Consider the following 18,838-nt stretch of genomic DNA (forward strand, 5'->3'; position numbering starts at 1 on the left):
GTCACATCGAATCCTTAGCATTAGAGGATCGATGTGACTTTTTTGTGATTACAGCTTAGAATCAACATACAGACTTGAAGGAGGGCACAACTGTGACTACACCTGATCGTACACGCGTCACCGTAGAGATCTACGGGACTTCCTATAAACTGGTTGGCAGCAGTGCCGACTATATGAAACAAGTAGCTAACCTGGTGGATGAGCGTATGGGCGCAATCTCCAAGCAAAATTCCCGTCTGGATACTCCGCGTATTGCGGTACTGGCGGCTGTACATATGGCTGAACAGTCTCTTCAGACTCAGGAAATCCGTAATGAACTGAAGATGCTCACTGGAGAACGTACAGAACTGAGAAACGAATTGAATCGGTTAAACGCCATACAAAATGAACATCAACAAGAATTGGAACGGCGTGACCAGGCTCTTGCTGATTTGCAACAGCTGAAGATTGAAGCAGAGCAGGCGTTGCAAAAGTCCGAATCGGACAAAAATTCAGAGATAGCCAAGTTGAATAAGCTGCTGGAGCAAGAACGCGCTCAAGCAACGGAGCGAGTGCAGAAATTGCAGGCCCAAGCGACAGCACAACTGAAGGAAGCAGAAGCCAAGGGAACGAAACAGCTGAAGGAAATGGAAGAGAAAGCGGCTAACCAGCTTAAAAATGCACAGGCACAGGCTGCTTCCCAGCTCAAAGAAGCTCAGAACCGTTCTGTAGCCGAATTGCAGCAGGCGCAGGCCAAAGCTGCGGCGCAATATAAAGAGTTGCAGGACAAGACTGCAGCTCAATTAAAAGAAGCCGAAAGCCGTGCCGTTGCAGAACGTCAACAGATTGAAGCCAAGGCTGCGCAGCAGGTCCAGACAGCCAAGGAAGAAGCCGAGTCGGCCATTTTGTCCGAGTTGGAGCAGGCAGAGAGCAATCTGAAGAAAGCTCAGGAAGAGGCAGCGCTGCAATATAACGAACTTCAGCAACAGATGGAACTTCGTCTTCAACAGGCTGAAGAAAAAGCGCTACAACAGACACAAGAGCTCACGGATCAGGCGAATCAGGAACGGGCTGACTTGCAGGAACAAGCGGAGCAGAAGCGCCTGACTGAGATAAATCAGTTGAATGCGGAGTTCAAGGCGTTATCCGAGCAGTTGGAACTCGAATGGATGGAAAAAGAAGCAACCCTCGAGGAACAATTGCAGCAAGCCAAGGAAGCAGCAACGTCCCAGGCAAAAGAAGCCGAAGCGGCGGCAGAGGCCTTGTTGCAAGAAGAACAGGGCAAGCTCAAGCAGCAACTTGAGGACCAACGTAAACAGGCGGAGACTCGACTATTAGATGTCGAAGAGCAATTAGAAGAAGTGATGACCCAGCTCATCAGTGCACAGGACATGGTTGCAGAGCAAGAACAGCAGCTTCAGCACGAGCGTGGTCAATTGGAATCGTTACGTCATGAGCATGGGGTCCGTAAACAGGAGCAGGAAGTTCAGACTCGCCGAATTACGGAACTGGAGCAACAACTGGAGCAGTTGAAAGAGGACCGTTCCCAGTTGCAGGAGCTACTGCGTGAAACGGAACAGGCTGCCCAGCAATCCCGTGATTCACAGGAACAATGGAAGCAGAAGTATAATGAAACTGTGGATAGAGAAACCTCTCTCACAGCACAGCTACGCAAACTTCAGGAGCAACATGCACAGCTTGAACAGGAAGTTCAGAAGCTTCGTGAGGCTGAAGTGAAGTCGGAAGAGGAACAGCGCAGGTTGCATAAGGTGCTTGAACAGGCTCATGCTGCGGTGCGTACATTGCAGCATGAGATCGGCACGCTTACGGAACGTGAGCAGTCCTGGAAGGACCTTGCTGAGCAGCGATTGGCTGAGATCGGAGACCTGGAGAATCAGATTCTTGAAGTTGCTGAACAAAATGAAACGTTGGAGTCTGGTGTGCAATCCCTTCATGATGAATTGTCCGTGGTGAAGGAAGAGTCTCGTTTCAACCATGAAGAGGCTGTGCAATACCAGAAGGATGCAGAGCTTTTGGAAGAGAAACGCAATCAGCTTGAAGTTGAGCTAAATGTTGTTCGGGAAGAGCTGAACCGACTTCAGGATAACTATAAACAAATCCGTAATGATTACAGTGATGCATTACAACGGGAAGAGAATTACAGTTCCAAGCTGGATGAATTGAGCAAGGAGAAACAAGAGATTGTGAGCTCACTTGAAGAAGCGAGACAGTCTTCGGCTAAACTTTCCGAGCGTTACTCTGAGCAAGAGAGCCGGCTAGCCCAGACTGAGGAAGAAGCGTTGGAATGGCAGATCAAATACGAAGAACTGTCAGCCAAACAGACCGAGTTGGCATCCCGTCTGGAGCAGTTGACAAGACGTGAAGAAGAACTTCGCTCAAGTGTTGAACAAGCAGAGCAGAACGACCAGGTGTGGCAACGCCGTGCAGATGAATGGGCGGCTCAGGAACAATCCTGGCAGGAACGCTGGGCTACACTTGAGAATGAACTGACGGTTTGGAAGAGAGAAAGTGCTGCAAGTAGTGAGTTGCTGGAGGGACTGGAGCAAGAACGACAGCAACTGGACAAGTTACGTGCAGAAGCGACCCAAGAGAAAGAGATCATGGAAACTGAACTGCTTGAGATGGGGGAGCGTTACGAACTAGCGGCCAATCAATTACGTTTGTTACAGGTTGAACGTGAAATGGAGCAGGAGAAGGCAGAGCAGCTGAACACGGAATATCGTCAGTTGCATGATGAATATACGAAATTGCAGACGGAATATAACGAATGGATTGAATTGATTGAACAGGACCAGGCCTAGCGGAATGAATGTAGCAGAACTGGCTCGTGGGCAACGTACTCTGGTACAATTTGTTATACTAAAGAAGGAGCTCCCGTCGCTGCGGGGGCTCCTTGTCTTGAATACTATTCTTCAACGATAATTTTGGAGATCATGCTGCTGTGTCCTGAACCACAGAAGACAGAACAGGACATTTCAAACTCACCAACTTTGTCCGGGGTTATGACTTTGGAGCTATTTCTGGTATCCAGTTGAAGATTCAGCTCAGGCACAAGGATACCGTGATTTCCGTTTTCATTTTTATAAACAATGTTAACGGGAACGCCTTTTTTAAGATGGTACTCAGGTTGATCGAATTCATAGTTACTCGCCTTGATGACCAATTCTTCACTGGCTGTAACTCCAGCATCAGCATCGGATCCATTGCTGCCAGATTCTGCGGACTGTTTTGCTCCTCCACATGCAGTGAGGACCAGAATTAACATACAGGCAGCAAGCCATGTTATGCCTTTCTTCATCATGTGCCTCCTTAAAGCGTGATATGGATAAAATTTGAATGATTGCTCCAGTCATCATACCGCAATATGTGGATGCCTGTACACGCTGCGTATGTCGTTTTCTTGAAAATTGTACATGTACGGCAGAGCGTGTGTACTGCCCGAATGAAATAAACCCCTTCCGGCACAGGGCCTTCAGAGGTTTAGGAGAATACATGGGGACGTTAGGGTGAAGTGGAGATTAACTTTTGGAGCTTCGTCCGGCATCAAAAGGGGTGGATACCGGGATGAAGAGATCGATAATCCCGATAACCAGCGCAGCGAGAATGGCACCGAGCAGGCTGACTTCAACATGATCTACAACATATTGACCAAGCCAAATCACCAGTGCGCTAACGATAAATCCGACAATACCGCGACCAAACGGGTTGACTCTTTTGCCGAAGATACCTTCAACGATCCAGCCGAGCAGGGCAATGACAAGAGCAAGCAACAGAGCGCTCCAGAAGCCACCAACGGCGAATCCGGGAACGATCCAGCTGACCACCATTAATACAATTGCAGCGATGACAAATCGCACGACATGTCCCAGGAAATTCATGGTGTTTACCTCCTTTTATTCGGATTGAACTGAGCAGGGCAACTCCAAGGGGATGGAGAGGTTGCACAATCCTGACACCTGTAGTTTGTGGTGTTATGGTTGAAGTTATGTGTGGAAGGATTCGTTAAATAGCGTAAGAAAGTTTCTTTCGTTATAATACAGATATAGTTTGGAAGGAGTTGTACACTTGGACACGAAAATTTTACACACACTGGAATATCGCAAAATTTTAAATACATTGCTCAGCTTTGCCCAGACGACCATGGGAAAAAAGAAAGCGGAGCAACTTGAACCAAGCAGTGAACTTGAAGAAGTGAAGCGATTGCTGCAGCAAACCGATGAAGCCTTCACATTTGATCGCCTGAAAGGCTCACCGTCGTTTGGAGGAATTGTAGATATTACGGCTTCCATCAAACGTGCTGAAATTGGAGGCACACTTAACCCTCACGAACTTTTGGGAATATCCAATACAACCTTTGCGGCGCGGCGATTGAAACGTCAGATTGGTACTTTGCATGAAGATGAGCCCATCGAATCATTGTTCTATATCAGTGATCAACTGTCAGAGCAAAAAACGCTTGAGGATGCCATCAAAATCTGTATTGACGATAATGCAGAGGTTGCCGATAGTGCAAGCGTAACGTTGGCGCAGATTCGTCGTGAGCTGCGAGGCGGAGAAGCGCGAATTCGCGAAAAACTGGATTCCATGATTCGATCCTCTACCGTATCCAAGATGCTTCAGGATCAGCTCATCACCATCAGAGGAGACCGTTTTGTTATCCCGGTGAAAGCTGAATATCGTTCATACTTTGGCGGGATTGTGCACGATCAATCTGGTTCGGGTGCGACATTGTTCATTGAGCCGGAATCGATTGTTGCAATGAACAACAAATTACGTGAAACCCGGATTCGGGAAGAACGCGAAATAGAAATTATTTTGCAGAAATTGACGGCACTTGTCAGTGAGCAGGGAGAGTGGCTGTTGTATGATGTCGACTTGCTGGGATCACTTGATTTTATCTTTGCCAAAGCACGTCTGGCTCGTGAACTGAAAGCAACATTGCCTCGCATGAATGACCGCGGGTTCCTGAAGCTCAAGAAAGGCCGTCATCCACTGATTCCGATTGAAAACGTGGTTCCAATTGACATAGAGTTGGGCAATGATTACACATCCATTATCGTGACAGGTCCGAATACGGGTGGTAAAACGGTAACGCTCAAAACAATTGGATTGCTGAGCCTGATGGCCATGTCCGGTTTATTTGTTCCGGCTGAGGATGGCAGTCAGTTATGTGTATTTGATGCGATCTATGCAGACATTGGGGACGAGCAGAGTATCGAGCAGAATCTGAGTACTTTCTCCAGTCATATGACCAACATCATTCGCATTCTGAAAAACATGACACCAAAAAGTTTGGTATTGCTTGATGAACTTGGCGCAGGGACAGATCCGGCTGAAGGTTCCGCACTGGCGATCTCCATGCTGGAGCATATGCACCGGACGGGATGTCGCATGGTTGCAACCACTCACTACAGTGAACTGAAAGCATACGCATATGAGCGTAAAGGTGTTATTAATGCCAGCATGGAATTTGACATCAACACACTGAGTCCAACCTATCGCCTTCTGGTGGGTGTACCTGGACGAAGTAATGCATTTGCCATTGCAGAGCGACTGGGATTGCCGGGTTACATTCTCGACTACGCCCGTGGCGAAGTGAAGGAAGAGGATCAACGGATTGAGCACATGATTGCTTCTCTTGAAGAGAACCGTCTTACGGCTGAACAAGAGCGTGAGAAGGCAGAGAGCTTGCGCCAGGATATGGAGAAATTACGCAGTCGTCACCAGACCGAACTGGAGAAACTGGAACAGCAACGTGATCGCCGGATTGAAAAAGCAGAAGAAGATGCACGCAGTATTGTGGACAAGGCTCGCGCGGAAGCGGAGAAGATTATAGCAGATCTTCGCCTGTTGGCTATGGAAGAAGGTGCTTCCGTGAAGGAGCACAAACTCATTGCTGCCCGCAAACAGCTGGACAAGGCTGAACCGGAGAAACGCAGAAAAACGGTTAAGAAAACGGCAACAGCGCCGAAGACTCGTGCTATCGGTCCTGGTGATGAAGTGCTTGTCTACAGTTTGAATCAAAAAGGCCATGTTGTAGAGATGGCGGGCAGCAAAGACGCTATGGTACAACTGGGGATTATGAAAATGAAAGTGTCCCTGGATGACTTGGAACTGCAGCAATCGGCTCCCGCAGCCAAACCAAAGCAAAAACCGGTAACGGGTATGAAGCGCACACGTGATGACAATGTGAAAAGTGAATTGGATCTGCGTGGTACCAACCTGGAAGAAGCCCTGATGGAGACAGACCGGTTCATTGATGAAGCTTTCCTTGCCAACCTGGGCCAAGTTTATATTATTCATGGTAAAGGTACAGGAATTTTACGTTCCGGTATTCAGGATTACCTGCGTAAGCATAAACATATAAAAAGCTACCGGCTGGGCAATTACGGAGAAGGCGGTAACGGTGTGACCGTCGCAGAATTGGAATAGCCGGTCCATGAATCAATGATATTCTGCGACCTTATTCATGAAGGTCGCAGATGGGGAGAGGGGAACGGTGCGTGATAGAAAGCATTGACCAATTGCTGTCTCATCCCTTGGGGATGGTACTCGGTTTTTTCTCGGTAGCGATTATGGAGCTGCTCGTATTTCTGGCTTGTTTCGAACTGGTGACTAAGTATAAATGCTGGACGGAGATCAAGAAGGGCAATGTGGCCGTTGCGATGGCTACAGGAGGTAAGATCTTCGGGATCTGCAACGTATTGCGGTTCTGCATACAAGCGAAATCTTCGGTGTATGAAGCCATGACGTGGTCATTTGTAGGGTTTATCCTTCTGCTCATTGCCTACTTTTTGTTCGAATTCCTGACACCCGTGTTCTCCATTGATAAGGAGATCGAATCGGATAACCGAGCTGTCGGATTGATATCCATGATTATTTCAGTCTCGCTGTCGTTTGTAATTGGCGCGAGCATTATCTAGGGGGATCGGTCATGAAGATATTGATACGAATTCTGTTTGCGGCATCGATCGTGTTTTTTGCCATCGGTGTCATCTATGTAATGAATACATGATTATATGAAAGAGAAAGGTTGATCAATATGGAAACAACAGTATGCCCTTGGTGTCAGACGGAGATTGTATGGGATGAGGAGCTCGGTCCTGAAGAAGAGTGTCCTTATTGCCACAATGAGTTAAAAGGATACCGTACACTCAACATTAACATCGATGATGAAGAGAACGATGAAGCTGAGGACGACATCTATGATGTAGACGATGTAACGAACGAGAAACAGACTACGGATCTTTCGGATCTGTGGGGGGATGAAGTTGAACTCAAATTGCCGGAGTTGCGAACGTTAACCAAATACGCGGATGAAGGTAATGATCTCATTCAGTATGAACAAGGTGTACAGAAGCAACTTGATCATCAGGAAGAAGTACCAGAGTGCCCGAATTGCCGCGAATTCATGATTCTCGCAGGTACACAAGCTGCAACGCAGGATAACTTCACACCAGTTGCTAACGCAGCTTCAGGCGAAGGGTCACTATTGGCATCACCGTTTAAAGTATTGACCTATGTATGCTCGGGATGTTTCCAAGTTCAATACAGTCTGTCTGAGGAAGATCGTCTGCGTCTGATCAAGAACCTGAGTACGCAGGAATAAACATTTCGGAGATTCTAACCAATTTCATAGCAATCCTGAAGATTCATCATGTTTTCCTCTTGCTTGGGGCACGTTAACCCTAAGACCTACCTGTACATAGTTCACTTCAGGTGGATGAAGGAGGAGCAGATGAAGATTACTTTAGGCCGACAATCCATTCTGCTTTTGGGCGTGAATGGATTGTTTGCGTTAGCCGGAGCGCTGTCGGGAACCTTTTTGAATGTGTTTCTGTGGAAAAGCCGTCCGGATTATGCCATGTTGGGGTGGTTCACTCTCAGCCAGCAATTGGCCATTGGACTGACATTCTGGCTTGCTGGCAAATGGGTCAAGGAACACAATAAAATGAGTGCACTACGACTAGGTACTGCGCTGTCCGGCATATTTTATATGATAGTCCTCTGGGCTGGGTCCAAAGCTGTAGACTGGATATGGCCTCTGGGTATGCTACTAGGTTGTTCCTTGGGGTTATTCTGGATTGCATTTAATGTTGTGTATTTTGAAATAACGGATCGGGAAAACAGGGATCTATTCAATGGCTGGGTCGGGTTACTTGGTTCGATGACAGGAATTATAGGTCCATGGTTCTCCGGTCTGATTATTACTCGCATGACAGACAACACAGGATATCGGCTCATCTTCACGGTATCACTCGTTATTTATGTCATAGCAGTAGTTTTTAGTTTTTTTCTGAAAAAAAGAAAGGTGAGCGGTACATACCGCTGGTCGGAACCTTGGATACAGCTATCCAAGCGGGATAGTCCCTGGAGGACCTTAGGTTTGGGTTTATTCGCTCAGGGTGCACGTGAAGGTGTCTTTGCCTTCCTGATTGCACTGCTTGTATATTTGGCTACCGCACAGGAGTACAAATTGGGGCAGTTCTCACTCATCACTTCTGCTGTGGCACTAGTAAGTTATTGGGCAGCCGGGAAATGGTTCAAACCACAGTATAGATCAAAAGGCATGTTCATTGGAGCCCTCATTCTGCTTGTTGTGCTTCTTCCTCTTCTCTGGAAAGTGACCTATGGGACGCTGTTAATCATGGGGATTGGGAGTGCTGTTGCGATGCCGTTATATGTATTACCGATGATATCAGCGGGATTCGACATGATGGGCACAAGTGGCGAAAATGTGGAGAAAAGGGTTGAACTTGTCGTTTTGAGAGAGTTATGCCTGATGCTTGGCAGACTATGTGGGTTGGCCATATTTATTGTGACGGTCTTAAATGCTCCGTCTCTACGCATGTTAACCTGGCTTATTATTGTCCTCGGTGCTTCTCCGCTAATTGGATGGATCTTTATGCGCAAGTTATTGAACCGAACGGAAGGGCAAGAGCCCACGGCTTAGCAGGCTTCCCAATATATAAACAGGGTACAGCGACGGGAAAAGAGAACTTTCCGTGTGCTGTACCCTATTTGTAGTTGTATTGATTCAGTTGTTGGTTATACAGGAGATGGTTTACTTGTACGTGTGAGAGAGAACAGATCCATATCAGGGTTTTGTTTGCCAGTAATAGCATCCACAATTAAAGAAGCAGCAATCATGCTGTATACGGTCCCGTTACCTCCATATCCTTCTACAAAATATGAATGCGGATAATCGGGATGTGTACCGATCAGGGGGAGGCCATCATTCGTATTACCAAACACAGCGCCCCAGGCATAATCGACTTCAAGATCATCTAAAGGGAAATAGGAACGGACCTCTTCCAGGAGTGTATCTCCCCGGTGTTTTGAACGTATTTCACGTTGATCCTCTCGAGGTGTTTCTTCATCCAAACCGCCTGCGATGATTCTTCCGTCCGGTGTTGTTCGCATATACAAATATGGGCGAGCTGTCTCCCAAATCATGCTGTGTTCAAACCATTCACTAAGATCAGACAACGGTTTGGTAGCAATCGCGTAGGTCGTTTTCAGATAGGCTCCGCGATCCTTTTTGATGTCCTGTGTCTCGTAACCGGCAGCAAATATGACTTTCTTGGCACGGATTTTACCGTTGGCAGTGTGGCAGACTACACCATCTTCATCGTATTCACAGTGTATCATCTCCGTCTGACCATAGATTCGAGCGCCACGCTTATTGGCGGATTCAAACAAGGCATGAACAAAACGATAGGGGTTCACTTCCGCATCTCCCATGGTGTACAGTGCAGCGGGTTTGCTGAAGGGGAAATGCTGGCTTATTTTGTCGGCATCCCACAGTTCAGCTTCAAAACCATAACGCTTCAAGGTCTGATATTCTTCCTCCAATAGGGCCACATCATCTTCACTGCTCGCAAAACAAAGACTTGTTCGTGGGATAAACCAAGGGTCTGTATCCAGGCTGTCTGCAATTTGAGCAAGTTGTTTCATGGCTTCACGACAAAGCTCATAAAAACGTACGCCTGTGGCTTCACCAAAAGTGTGGATACATGAGGTTAGTGTCTTGTCATTGGTGTATTGTAAAAGACCTGTATTGGCAGAACTGCTGCCGTTGGCAATGTCTCGCTTATCAATCACAACAGTGTTAACACCCTGTTCCGTGAGTAGTTTAGATGTCAATGCGCCCCCCATGCCCCCACCAATGATGAGGCAGTCACAAGAGATGTCTTCTTGCAGAGCAGAATAATTAAATGTTGAATTGAAAGTGGAGGGCCAGAAAGGTGTGCCATAGACCAGATCCATTAGAAACATCTCCTTTATAATTTAAATTTGTATACTTTTGTGTGACCGGGTTAACAATAATTGCGCATAAACTTTATGCCGAGGAGGCCATCGAAACATGCAGAATCATACTATGCAAGCGCTGAGTCCCAAGGAATTGAACTACATTGCGGACTCTATCACCAATGAAGAACTGCTGATTAAGCAGTGTGCAGCCACAGCTTCCATCACACATAATCCACAAATTCAACAAGCTCTGAATCACTATGTTCGCTCACATGAACAACATCTGAACACGCTTGTCAATGCACTGCAGCAACATCAGTCTCTTGCACCGGCGCAAGTCAGTAATTGAAGACAACTCTAACTGTATAGGAGGAAAACGCATGTATTCTCAATCTTTATCATCTAATGGCGCTTTTATGCAGGAGCAGGATCTGCTGAAGTCGATTCTTGCAGATTTAAGACGAACCTCGCGCGAATATACGACTGCGACAACGGAAGCTTCCTGCCCCATGACACGTCGAATGTTCACAGACCTGACGAACGATACCCTAAGATTACAAGGGGAACTGTTCAATCTGATGCAGCAAAACAACATGTATTCTGTCTCGTCCAAGGCACTTCGTCAGGACGTGGACAAGCAAATTCAGTCCGCCCACCAGACCCAACAAAAGTGTCAGCAATTCATTCAGGAAAAGAATACGCAGAACAGTTCATATAGCCAAGCTCCTAATGTGTCTCAGCATCAACCGAATTACGGTAACCCTTATTACATGTAACCTTTGCAAAAGAGGTTTGAAGCACCTAACGTTACAGGACCATACCACCGCTTGCCTGAATTCAGGGCAGGCGGTCTTTTGTCTATGCATCAACGTCAAATTCATGTAATATAAGTATTAATTCATTTTCAGGAACCTGGATGACGCTGGAGGGAAAACCATGAAAGATTTGAACGATCTGCAATTAAAAGTTCTGGATCTGCTGAAGGAAGACGCGAGAAGGACTCCCGCACTGCTGTCGACGCTGCTGGGGGAGTCGGAAGACAAGATCAAGAACGCCGTGGCACAGCTAGAACAAGACCACGTCATCGTGAAATACGCAACCGTCGTGAACTGGAGCAAAATAGATGATGAAAAAGTAACGGCCCTGATTGAAGTGCAGATCACGCCGGAGCGTGGTCGTGGTTTTGAAGGGATTGCCGAACGTATTTATCTCTATCCGCAAGTAAAGTCCGTATATCTCATGTCCGGTGCATACGATCTGCTCGTTGAAGTGGAAGGTGGCAACCTGCGTGAAGTCGCTAATTTTGTGTCGGAGAAACTGTCTCCGATAGACTCTGTACTTTCAACCAAAACGAATTTTATTCTTAAAAAATATAAGCAGGACGGGATTATCTTTGAAGACCATCAGGAAGACAACCGTCTCATGATCTCGCCGTAAAGGAAGATGTGTCATGATAGTGAATGAACAGACAACCGGGAACAACAAGAAAATGACATCTTATCTGGCACCCCTCGTGCAGCAGATACCTCCATCCGGAATTCGTAAATTTTTTGATCTGGTTGGAGACAACAAGGATATTATCACATTGGGTGTGGGTGAACCTGATTTTGTTACCCCTTGGCATATGCGTGAAGCTTGTGTATACTCGCTGGAAAGAGGTATGACCAGTTACACATCCAACGCAGGTATGCCGAAGTTGAGAGAAGCCATCAGTGAATATTTGGATACTCAGTTTGATACCAAATACGATCCCAAGGATGAGATTATTGTTACCGTGGGTGGCAGTGAAGCGATTGACTTGGCTTTGCGCGCATTAATCGTACCTGGCGACGAGATTCTCATTCCTGAACCTTCGTACGTGGCGTATTCACCAATCGCTTCTATCGGTGGCGGTATACCAGTTGGTGTTGAAACCTACGCGAAAGATCAGTTCAAGTTAACGGCCGAAGCACTTGAAGCTGGTATCACACCGAAGTCGAAAGTGGTTATTCTGTGTTATCCGAGTAATCCCACTGGAGCCATCATGACGTATGAAGAGTGGTTGCCTATTGCTGAAGTGATTAAAAAGCATGATCTGATTGTGATCGCGGATGAAATTTACGCTGAATTGACGTATACGCAAAAACATGTTAGTTTTGCAGCTATCCCTGACATGAAGGAGCGGACTATTCTCGTAAGCGGATTTTCGAAGGCTTTTGCAATGACAGGTTGGCGGATCGGTTACATGTGTGGTCATCCTGAGCTTATTGCAGCCATGCTCAAAATCCATCAGTATACGGTAATGTGTGCGCCGGCCATGGGTCAGGTTGCTGCACTTGAGGCGTTGACGAATGGTTTGGGTGAGAAAGATCGGATGGTAGAATCGTATAATCAGCGTAGACGTTTAATTGTGCAGGGCTTCAGAGATATTGGACTTGATTGTCATGAACCTCAGGGAGCATTCTATGCATTCCCGAGCATTCAAAAGACGGGTATGAGTTCAGACCTGTTTGCTGAGCGATTGTTAACGGAGAATAAAGTGGCTGCTGTTCCGGGCAATGTTTTTGGCCCTCAGGGTGAAGGCTTCTTGCGTTGTTCTTATGCTACTTCTGTAACTCAATTAAATGAAGCTTTGGAACGAATCGGAAACTTTGTTTACAAACTGCAAAAAGAGGGTTAATACTAAAGTAGAATCTTTTTACAAATGTGACATTTTTATCATTGGAAAAAAATAACTTTCTTTTACAAAATAATGTGATATAATTTCAATTTGAAATAAGTTTTCATAAATTTGGAAACCATTTTTCCAAGGAGGGGTTAGCTTTGTTTTGTGTTGAATATGATTTACCGACGAATCGTGGGCACTATCTGGCAGAAGGCGATCATGGCGACCGATGGTCGGTGAAACCCGATAACGCATCTTTGCATGACATTTCCTTGGAAGATGAAATTCATATGCTTCGTCGCAAGATGGAACAGATCTTCCTCGAAGAGAAATCATTCACATCCGATATTGTAATTGAAATCAGCAGTTTGCTGGATTTAAAGATTAATGAATATATGAAGGCTAACCCGATTAAAGCAAAATAACGTTTATGCTGGATTGAAACGTTTCATTAATCGAATTAGAAAGTAAAGAAAGGGAGACCTGAGAAGGTCTTCTTTTTTTGTGTGAAAAGGCAGGGTGATCCCCCGATAAGCCAGGTTATTTTTTTGCGTGGAACAATTGTGATATATTGGACATAGGAGACTAAAGGGGGAACTGGAATGAAGAGATTTTGGGGGCTTACTGCAATCATTTCTATCGTTTTTCTGCTTGCTGGTTGTGGAGGTAAAGATGGTTTTTCCATATTCATCATTGATAACCAAGGAAATCCATCTGTAATCTCAGAGCAGTTACAGGCCAATCTGCAACAGAAACTGGGCGAGGAACCCAAGGTAGAAGTGATCACCAGTGCGATGTATGATGTTCAGAAAATTATGGTAGAATATGCGGCTGGAGGACATGATATCTTCATATTGCCTGAAACCGACATGAAACAATACGGAAGTAATGGCTCCAATGTTCCGCTGGATGATACTTTTGATCCCAAGAAGTTTGAACGGGGTGTATTTGAGGGTGGAGTATTGGTAGAGAAGGGTGAAGGAGATGGAGGTTCAGATCTCAAGCAAGAATCACATCTTTACGGCATTCCACTCGAAGATATGAAAATGTTTAAAGATGTAGAATATGCTGCGAGCAATTTGTTCGCTACCATTCCAGTGTCATCTTCTAATGTCGAAGAATCCAAAAAAGTGCTGAAGGCGCTGACAGAGTAAAGAAAATTCAGAATGGCTATGGAAGGAGGGAAGCGGATTGCTGATTACGGTCACAGGCGGCATAGGTAGTGGTAAAACCCGGTTTGCCCTCAAGTACGCAGCCGGGATTAGCCGGGAGGGTGTATATTTATCCACCGGTGATCATGATCCCGTTATTCCCGAATTGCCATCCGCTCATTATCGTGCCATTCATGCCGGGAACGGTCAGCATCTGACAGAGGTGATCACCCAGATTAATCGGGAATCCAATCTGTTTTTGGCGGATCAGCGAATTGTAATTGTAGACAGTCTGACCTCCTGGATGGCTGCCGGTTTCAGGGCAACAAAGGATCTGGATCATCAGCGTTCAGAGACACAGCTTTTGCTTGATGCATTATTGTCTTATCAGGGGAAGTTGCTTGTGATTACCAATGAAATGCATGGCACATTGCATCCTACCGAGGAAGAACGAATATTTACAGCGAGAATGGCTTCGGTTAATCGGATGCTGCAGATACATGCTGAAAAGATGTACTTGCTGGTATCTGGTCTGGCTATCGATCTTAAAAGTCAGGGCATGCGAAATGAAGATGAACGATAGCGAGATGACATAAACGGGTGACATAAAGAAGCCTCCTTAACCACGAATTGGTGGCGAGGAGGCTTTATTTATTAAGCTATTCTTTTTATTTCTGCTTTTTGCTACGTCTGATCCACCAGATGATACATCCGATGAGAATGATGGCCAGAATGACATACACTACAATGGAATAGACGTCCATAAAGTGCAAAATGCTCTCCCATGATGCGCCAAGCGCAGCACCAACGCAGACAAGAATGACATTCCAGATTAATGTACCAATGGTTGTAAAGAGAAGGAATAAACCAAATTTCATATTGGACATGCCTGCGGGAATGGAGATAAGACTACGGACGAGGGGAACCATTCGGCAGAATAATACGGTCCACATGCCATATTTGTCAAACCATGCATCGACACGGTGAATATCCTCTTTTTTGATGCGCAGAACATGTCCCCAGCGTTCCACAATTTTCTCAAGGCGTTCGACGTCAATGAGTAAACCAATACCATACAGGATCACAGCACCAAAGACAGAACCAATAGTTGCGGCGATAATAACTCCTGGAAGAGTGAGACTGGTATAGGTGGTCATGAATCCGCCAAACGGCAAGATGATTTCGGATGGAATTGGGGGAAATACGTTCTCAAGAGCAATGATGAGTGCAATGCCTATGTAGCCGTATTGTTCCATGAAATCGGTTATCCAGTTTTGCATAATCGTCTCCTTTACTTTTGGTTTCCTTTGATTTGTCGTATACTCGGCAGAGCACACCAATTCTTATATACGTGTAAAGCGATAGACGGGTTTCTGAAAAAATGGCATTCCCGTATTCATTATTATATTACCAATTGGAGGGATAACGATGGGCATATATACACGAACAGGTGACGAAGGACAGACTTCGGTCATCGGTGGACGCGTCATCAAGGATGATGACCGAGTTGAGGCTTATGGCACGATTGATGAATTGAACTGTTTTGTAGGCCAGGCGATCAGCCTTATTGACTCTGCTCAAGGGGAATTTGAAGATCTGCGTGAACATCTGCTGGAAGTTCAGCAGGAACTGTTTGATTGCGGGTCGGATCTGGCCTTTGTGAAGATTAGTGAGACCAAATATAAGGTGAGAGATGAAATGGTCACACGTCTGGAACAATGGATCGACCAGTATGATGCAGAGAACCCAAAAGTGGAACGGTTCATTATTCCTGGTGGCAGTCAGCTGTCTTCTGCTCTTCATGTGTGCCGTACTGTATGTCGTCGCGCAGAGCGTCGCACGGTAACACTTGGACAACATACAGATATTAATCCGTCTGTACGACGGTATCTAAACCGACTGTCTGATTATTTCTTCGTGGTTGCACGGACGGCCAACGCGAGACAACAGGTGGCCGATATTGAATATGTGCGGAGCAAAAAAGTCTTCCGCCGCAAAGAATGAGCCAGTACTATTCGCCGATTGTCTACACGGTGACCGAACAAGAAGATGGCTGGCTGCTGAAGACCGTGCTTCAGCGGCGGCTGCTGGTGTCGCGTAAGCTTTTGTCCAAAATTAAGCTGACGGAGCAAGGTGTCATGCTTAATGGAGAGCGCGTGTACATTAGCGTCAAGGTAGCTACGGGTGATGTCGTTGAAGTTCGGATGGAGCAAGAGGAATCGGATGATATTTTGCCCGAGCCTATTCCATTTACCGTTCTGTATGAAGATGAGCACTTGCTTATTGTCAACAAGGATGCGGGCATCATCGTTCATCCAACACATGGACATTACACGGGGACTTTGGCAAATGGCATTGTTCATTACTGGAAAACCAAGGGTGAGCGTTTCCGGTTCAGACCGATTCATCGACTTGATCAGGAAACGTCAGGTGTGCTCGCAATAGCCAAGAACCCTTATGTGCATCAGCATGTTTCTGAACAGATGATCGCTGGAACAGTAGACAAGAAATATATTGCACTTGTGCACGGCAGCCCTGTCCCGGAACAAGGGGCAGTAGATGGCCCGATCGATCGCGATCCTGAAGAGCCACACCGCCGAATCGTAACACCTGATGGTTACGCTGCAAGAACGTTGTACACAACCTTAACACGTTGGTCAGGGGGTAGCGCCAGTGCGATAAGCCTCAAGCTGGAAAGTGGCAGAACCCATCAGATCAGGGTACATATGACGTCCATCGGCTGCCCGTTGATAGGTGATCGAATGTACAAGACACTACCTGTGCATGAGATCGATGAGCAGACCATGGCTGTTCGAGAAGAACGGGATACCTGGATCGAACGCCAGGCATTACACGCTTGTGAATTGACGTTTGAACATCCAATTCTAAAGGAACGCATAACGTTCCAAGCTCCTTTTCCAGCAGATATGGCCGCGCTAGAGAAGCGTTTGAATGATGAGGCAGCTCCCAGAGAAGAACTGTAGGAAGCTGCGAAGGGGCTCTTAGTTTTGCACCTCGTATCGCAGTTTCCTGCACAGCCTGTCCTGTTTGGAGTTCAACGCTGTTTGTCTTACCCTTGTGAGGGATGCTTAATGCACCCGAACAACATGCCGTAGGCTAATCTTTATGGTTCTATGGTTAATGTATTGATGTTTACCAATTTGATGTTAAATATTTCAAGAATTCAAATCTCAAAAGCTTTTAAGGATACAAAAGCTGTAAGATTTTGATCCGAAAAAATATAGACGAATGTGAGTTTTTGATCTCATTCGCAAAAGTCAGTAAAATTACATGGCGATGGTATCGATTTGGAGCGACTTTTGGATTTGCGAAGCAAACCAAGGGAAGCGAGAAGTCGAAACCGGAGCATTTGGAGGAACACATACCATGAGTAACTTAAAAATATATCAATATGCCAAATGCGGCACATGCCGCAAAGCTGTAAAATGGCTTGAAGCTCAAGGACATGAGCTGGAGTTAATCCCTATTTTTGACTCACCGCCTTCAGAATCTGAACTAACAGAACTCATCCAAAAGAGCGGGCTGGAAGTGAAAAAGTTCTTTAATACGAGTGGGGAAGTATACAAAGAACAACAATTGAAGGACAAGCTTCCAGGCATGTCCGCTGATGAACAGATTCGTTTACTGGCTTCCAATGGTCGACTGATCAAACGTCCGATCGTTACGGATGGAGAAAAGGTGACGGTTGGATTCAAGGAAGAAACGTACGAGCAGGAATGGAATAACGCATAAACGCGCTGAATATCAGCCTTGAATTGTTCAAAATTCAGGGCTTTTTTGGCTGAACGATGGTTGGCGGAACTATGCTATAATGATAGAATTAGTTTCGATATTTTATATGCTAGATTTAGATAGGAGAGAACAAATTCAAGTGAATCAACGTAATGAACCTACTTTGTTGCTGGTAGACGGTATGGCGGTGTTGTTCCGTGCTTTTTATGCGACATCTGCAAGCGGATATATCAGACGTACAAAGGCAGGATTGCCTACCAACGCAGTCTACGGATTTATCCGTTATTTCTGGGATGCGGTTCAGACTTTTGGGCCAAGTCATGTCGTATGTTGTTGGGATATGGGCGGTAAGACGTTCCGCGGTGAAGAATATGCAGCCTACAAAGGCAACCGGGCCGAAGCTCCGGATGACCTGATTCCCCAATTTGCTCTGATTCGTGAAGTGATGGATAGCCTGGGTATTCCGAATATAGGTGCACAAGGATTCGAAGCCGACGATTGCATCGGGACGCTTGCGAAGTATTATACCGAAGAGACCGATATGAATGTTATGGTACTGACGGGTGACCACGACATGTTGCAACTGATCAATGACCGCACAAGTATCATTATTATGAAAAAAGGCCATGGCAACTACATGGTGTACAACCCTGAAACGCTCATGGCTGAGAAACAACTGACACCTCGTCAAGTGATTGACATGAAGGGTCTGATGGGAGATGCCAGCGACAATTATCCCGGAGTAAGGGGAATTGGTGAGAAAACAGCGTTGAAGCTTGTACAGGAATACGGCTCCATTGAGGGGATTCTGAGCAACATGGATAAACTGACCCCTTCGGTGCGTAACAAGATTGAGAATGATTTGGACATGCTTCATCTGTCCCGCAAACTGGCAGAGATTCATTGTGCTGTTCCGGTTGCCTGTGCACTGGATATCTGTGAATTGCGTCTTGATCCGGATATGGTGATGGACAAGTTTGAACAACTTGAGATGAAGAGCCTTGGCTCTTGGATGGGAGTGGCAATAGGGTGAGCA

20 protein-coding genes are annotated in these 18,838 nt (G+C 46.0%); 16 read left to right on the forward strand and 4 right to left on the reverse strand.

What is annotated here, in order from left to right:
- The first annotated feature begins 92 nt into the window (after positions 1-92).
- On the forward strand, positions 93-2,801 hold the full coding sequence (locus CXK86_RS00500; protein ID WP_076252440.1) for a hypothetical protein: 2,709 nt from the start codon (positions 93-95) through the stop codon (positions 2,799-2,801).
- Positions 2,802-2,905: 104 nt separating this feature from the next.
- Here the strand turns inward: CXK86_RS00500 and CXK86_RS00505 are convergent, their stop codons facing one another.
- Together CXK86_RS00505 and CXK86_RS00510 are read right to left on the reverse strand one after the other, a co-directional pair.
- Positions 2,906-3,298 (reverse strand): cupredoxin domain-containing protein, encoded by a 393-nt coding sequence (locus CXK86_RS00505; protein ID WP_036669784.1) that lies wholly within the window; start codon positions 3,296-3,298, stop codon positions 2,906-2,908.
- A 220-nt stretch (positions 3,299-3,518) separates the two neighbouring features.
- On the reverse strand, positions 3,519-3,878 hold the full coding sequence (locus CXK86_RS00510; RefSeq protein ID WP_036610114.1) for a phage holin family protein: 360 nt from the start codon (positions 3,876-3,878) through the stop codon (positions 3,519-3,521).
- A gap of 187 nt (positions 3,879-4,065) precedes the next feature.
- Here CXK86_RS00510 and CXK86_RS00515 point away from each other — a divergent pair, with 187 nt between their 5' ends.
- From CXK86_RS00515 to CXK86_RS00530, 4 genes are all read left to right on the forward strand, one after another.
- Positions 4,066-6,432, forward strand: coding sequence for an endonuclease MutS2 (locus CXK86_RS00515; RefSeq protein WP_076252437.1), 2,367 nt, complete (start codon positions 4,066-4,068; stop codon positions 6,430-6,432).
- A 50-nt stretch (positions 6,433-6,482) separates the two neighbouring features.
- Positions 6,483-6,923: a DUF350 domain-containing protein gene (locus CXK86_RS00520; protein WP_082219034.1), complete on the forward strand. Its 441-nt coding sequence runs from the start codon at positions 6,483-6,485 to the stop codon at positions 6,921-6,923.
- Between the two features lie 119 nt (positions 6,924-7,042).
- A complete protein-coding gene (locus tag CXK86_RS00525) occupies positions 7,043-7,609 on the forward strand; it encodes a hypothetical protein (RefSeq protein WP_036669791.1) in 567 nt (188 codons plus the stop codon).
- 129 nt (positions 7,610-7,738) lie between these two features.
- Entirely contained in the window at positions 7,739-8,953 is a 1,215-nt protein-coding gene (locus CXK86_RS00530; protein ID WP_076252435.1) for an MFS transporter, read from the forward strand.
- A 95-nt stretch (positions 8,954-9,048) separates the two neighbouring features.
- Here the strand turns inward: CXK86_RS00530 and CXK86_RS00535 are convergent, their stop codons facing one another.
- Positions 9,049-10,269, reverse strand: coding sequence for an NAD(P)/FAD-dependent oxidoreductase (locus tag CXK86_RS00535; RefSeq protein WP_076252433.1), 1,221 nt, complete (start codon positions 10,267-10,269; stop codon positions 9,049-9,051).
- 97 nt (positions 10,270-10,366) lie between these two features.
- On the opposite strand from CXK86_RS00535, the gene CXK86_RS00540 reads away from it, so the two are divergent.
- From CXK86_RS00540 to CXK86_RS00570, 7 genes are all read left to right on the forward strand, one after another.
- A complete protein-coding gene (locus CXK86_RS00540; RefSeq protein ID WP_036610100.1) occupies positions 10,367-10,603 on the forward strand; it encodes a hypothetical protein in 237 nt (78 codons plus the stop codon).
- Between the two features lie 31 nt (positions 10,604-10,634).
- The gene (locus tag CXK86_RS00545) at positions 10,635-11,030 is read left to right on the forward strand and encodes a spore coat protein (protein ID WP_017689630.1); all 396 of its coding nucleotides are present in this window, start codon (positions 10,635-10,637) and stop codon (positions 11,028-11,030) included.
- A 160-nt stretch (positions 11,031-11,190) separates the two neighbouring features.
- Entirely contained in the window at positions 11,191-11,691 is a 501-nt protein-coding gene (locus CXK86_RS00550) for an Lrp/AsnC family transcriptional regulator (protein WP_024628343.1), read from the forward strand.
- A gap of 13 nt (positions 11,692-11,704) precedes the next feature.
- Complete coding sequence (locus tag CXK86_RS00555) at positions 11,705-12,913, forward strand: aminotransferase class I/II-fold pyridoxal phosphate-dependent enzyme (RefSeq protein ID WP_036610094.1); 1,209 nt, start codon at positions 11,705-11,707, stop codon at positions 12,911-12,913.
- 188 nt (positions 12,914-13,101) lie between these two features.
- Entirely contained in the window at positions 13,102-13,323 is a 222-nt protein-coding gene (locus tag CXK86_RS00560; protein ID WP_179198508.1) for an aspartyl-phosphate phosphatase Spo0E family protein, read from the forward strand.
- A gap of 177 nt (positions 13,324-13,500) precedes the next feature.
- On the forward strand, positions 13,501-14,052 hold the full coding sequence (locus CXK86_RS00565) for a type 2 periplasmic-binding domain-containing protein (protein ID WP_076252431.1): 552 nt from the start codon (positions 13,501-13,503) through the stop codon (positions 14,050-14,052).
- Positions 14,053-14,089: 37 nt separating this feature from the next.
- Positions 14,090-14,632, forward strand: a complete 543-nt coding sequence (locus CXK86_RS00570; RefSeq protein WP_036610092.1) for a bifunctional adenosylcobinamide kinase/adenosylcobinamide-phosphate guanylyltransferase — start codon at positions 14,090-14,092, stop codon at positions 14,630-14,632.
- 85 nt (positions 14,633-14,717) lie between these two features.
- On the opposite strand, the gene CXK86_RS00575 is transcribed toward CXK86_RS00570, so the two are convergent.
- On the reverse strand, positions 14,718-15,329 hold the full coding sequence (locus tag CXK86_RS00575; RefSeq protein ID WP_036610090.1) for a DedA family protein: 612 nt from the start codon (positions 15,327-15,329) through the stop codon (positions 14,718-14,720).
- Positions 15,330-15,477: 148 nt separating this feature from the next.
- Here CXK86_RS00575 and CXK86_RS00580 point away from each other — a divergent pair, with 148 nt between their 5' ends.
- From CXK86_RS00580 to CXK86_RS00595, 4 genes are all read left to right on the forward strand, one after another.
- On the forward strand, positions 15,478-16,053 hold the full coding sequence (locus CXK86_RS00580; RefSeq protein WP_036610088.1) for a cob(I)yrinic acid a,c-diamide adenosyltransferase: 576 nt from the start codon (positions 15,478-15,480) through the stop codon (positions 16,051-16,053).
- A complete protein-coding gene (locus CXK86_RS00585) occupies positions 16,050-17,033 on the forward strand; it encodes an RluA family pseudouridine synthase (protein ID WP_076252429.1) in 984 nt (327 codons plus the stop codon). Before CXK86_RS00580 ends, CXK86_RS00585 begins: the two co-directional genes overlap by 4 nt.
- A 403-nt stretch (positions 17,034-17,436) precedes the next feature.
- A complete protein-coding gene (locus tag CXK86_RS00590) occupies positions 17,437-17,802 on the forward strand; it encodes an arsenate reductase family protein (RefSeq protein WP_047842267.1) in 366 nt (121 codons plus the stop codon).
- A 139-nt stretch (positions 17,803-17,941) separates the two neighbouring features.
- Positions 17,942-18,835: a 5'-3' exonuclease gene (locus tag CXK86_RS00595; protein WP_017689620.1), complete on the forward strand. Its 894-nt coding sequence runs from the start codon at positions 17,942-17,944 to the stop codon at positions 18,833-18,835.
- The last annotated feature ends 3 nt before the right edge of the window (positions 18,836-18,838 follow it).

This window comes from Paenibacillus sp. BGI2013, from assembly GCF_002843485.1.
GTDB lineage: Bacteria > Bacillota > Bacilli > Paenibacillales > Paenibacillaceae > Paenibacillus > Paenibacillus amylolyticus.

What these genes read in the sequence shown, in the direction of transcription:
- CXK86_RS00505 (WP_036669784.1), bottom strand. Translation starts at nt 3,298, where the DNA reads ATGAAGAAAGGCATAACATGGCTTGCTGCCTGTATGTTAATTCTGGTC.
- CXK86_RS00510 (WP_036610114.1), bottom strand. Translation starts at nt 3,878, where the DNA reads ATGAATTTCCTGGGACATGTCGTGCGATTTGTCATCGCTGCAATTGTA.
- CXK86_RS00520 (WP_082219034.1), top strand. Translation starts at nt 6,483, where the DNA reads ATGGGGAGAGGGGAACGGTGCGTGATAGAAAGCATTGACCAATTGCTG.
- CXK86_RS00525 (WP_036669791.1), top strand. Translation starts at nt 7,043, where the DNA reads ATGGAAACAACAGTATGCCCTTGGTGTCAGACGGAGATTGTATGGGAT.
- CXK86_RS00530 (WP_076252435.1), top strand. Translation starts at nt 7,739, where the DNA reads ATGAAGATTACTTTAGGCCGACAATCCATTCTGCTTTTGGGCGTGAAT.
- CXK86_RS00535 (WP_076252433.1), bottom strand. Translation starts at nt 10,269, where the DNA reads ATGGATCTGGTCTATGGCACACCTTTCTGGCCCTCCACTTTCAATTCA.
- CXK86_RS00540 (WP_036610100.1), top strand. Translation starts at nt 10,367, where the DNA reads ATGCAGAATCATACTATGCAAGCGCTGAGTCCCAAGGAATTGAACTAC.
- CXK86_RS00545 (WP_017689630.1), top strand. Translation starts at nt 10,635, where the DNA reads ATGTATTCTCAATCTTTATCATCTAATGGCGCTTTTATGCAGGAGCAG.
- CXK86_RS00550 (WP_024628343.1), top strand. Translation starts at nt 11,191, where the DNA reads ATGAAAGATTTGAACGATCTGCAATTAAAAGTTCTGGATCTGCTGAAG.
- CXK86_RS00555 (WP_036610094.1), top strand. Translation starts at nt 11,705, where the DNA reads ATGATAGTGAATGAACAGACAACCGGGAACAACAAGAAAATGACATCT.
- CXK86_RS00565 (WP_076252431.1), top strand. Translation starts at nt 13,501, where the DNA reads ATGAAGAGATTTTGGGGGCTTACTGCAATCATTTCTATCGTTTTTCTG.
- CXK86_RS00575 (WP_036610090.1), bottom strand. Translation starts at nt 15,329, where the DNA reads ATGCAAAACTGGATAACCGATTTCATGGAACAATACGGCTACATAGGC.
- CXK86_RS00580 (WP_036610088.1), top strand. Translation starts at nt 15,478, where the DNA reads ATGGGCATATATACACGAACAGGTGACGAAGGACAGACTTCGGTCATC.
- CXK86_RS00585 (WP_076252429.1), top strand. Translation starts at nt 16,050, where the DNA reads ATGAGCCAGTACTATTCGCCGATTGTCTACACGGTGACCGAACAAGAA.
- CXK86_RS00590 (WP_047842267.1), top strand. Translation starts at nt 17,437, where the DNA reads ATGAGTAACTTAAAAATATATCAATATGCCAAATGCGGCACATGCCGC.